1 pseudogene is annotated in these 1,575 nt (G+C 64.3%); it reads left to right on the forward strand.

The annotated features are described in order from the left end of the window. Window positions 1-779: 779 nt before the first annotated feature. Window positions 780-1,480 (forward strand): annotated as a pseudogene (locus tag ABZX75_RS34345) (IS630 family transposase); the annotation flags it as partial. Window positions 1,481-1,575: the final 95 nt, after the last annotated feature.

Below are 1,575 nucleotides of genomic sequence, written 5' to 3' on the forward strand. Positions count from 1 at the left end.
ACGGCAGGATAAGGAACCAACGAGGCCCCCGTGTTGAAGAGCTACGGACGTCAGACATCCCGCTCAACAGCCCGAGGGCCTCGCCTGTTACGCCACCCCGCCAACACCCGATCAGTGACCAACCTGAACAAGCTCAGTGACTGAAGGTCGGGGCGTTCTGGACGTGTCCGGGGTGATCCTATGAACCGCGACCGCCCCCGGTTCGATCTCGGCTAGCGGATTTATCAGCTCGTTGACCAGTGTCTTTCCGGTGTGGTCCCCGGCCGCGATCTGCACCCCAGGGTGGTCCAATACCGGTGGTCTCGGCATCAACCGCGATCAGGGATGCGTCGGAAAGAATCTGGCGGGCCCACTTGGCGACCTTGGGCCTGCTGACGCGGCCATGAGGCCGACCGACGCTGGGCCCGTACAGCATCGCCGAGGTCTAGTGATGCTCGTGGTTGGTCGACAGCCGCCACGAAACACCCTCGGCATCCATCGCCCCGTGAGGGTTCCGAGCGGATTACCGCGGTCATACGCGACCCAGACCAGGGGGTCCGAGTCTTCCAAGAGCCGTACGAAGTCGACCTGGTCACCGTCGACTACCCGGCTGAACAGATCCTCGAAGCCTGAGGAGGCTTCCCGGCGTCTTCGTCGCGTCGGTCAGCTCGGTCATCGAACCCATCTCCGGTCCGAGACAGCTCGGTCGATCGAGTGAATCTGATCCTCGGTCTCCACGATACGGAATCGCTGGTGAGACAGGAATCTGCCCGGATAACCCCATCCAGGACAATCAGCGAGTCGTAGACATGCCCCGCTCGGGCGGTCCCCGGACGGTGACCGACGAGCAGGTGGCCGCGCTGGTCACCAGGACGCTGGAGTCTGCCCCGAAGGACGCGACGCACTGGTTGACGCGATCGATGGCGAGGCAGACGGGCCTGTCGCAGTCGACGGTGTCGCGGGTCTGGCGGGCGTTCGGCCTGCAGCCGCACCGGTCGGAGACGTTCAAGCTGTCGACAGACCCGTACTTCGTCGACAAGGTCCACGATGTCGTCGGCCTCTATCTCGACCCGCCCGAGCGGGCTCTGGTCTTCTGCGTGGACGAGAAGTCGCAGATCCAGGCCCTCGACCGCTCGCAGCCGGTACTGTCGATGATGCCCGGAGTGCCGCAACGCGTCACGCACGACTATGTCCGCGCTGGCACCACCACCCTGTTCGCCGCCCTGGAGGTCGCCACCGGCAAGGTCATCGCTCCCTGCATCGCCGCCACCGCGCCGAGGAGTTCAAGAAGTTCCTCGTCAAGCTCGACCGGGAAGTGCCGGACGGCCTCGACGTCCACCTCGTGCTGGACAACTACGCCACCCACAAGACCCCGGCCATCAAGACCTGGCTACTGGCCCACCCGCGGTTCCATCTGCACTTCACACCGACCGGATCGTCCTGGCTCAACCTTGTGGAGCGATGGTTCGCCGAGCTGACGAACAAACAGATACGGCGAGGCTGATGCCGATCTCGGATTTTGGCTCTGACCGGAGTTCCGTGAAATCCCAGGTCAGGAAGTGTGCGACGTCGGCCACGGCTGGCCGTCAGGAGCCG

This window comes from Streptomyces sp. NPDC003038 (assembly GCF_040611115.1).
Lineage (GTDB): Bacteria > Actinomycetota > Actinomycetes > Streptomycetales > Streptomycetaceae > Streptomyces.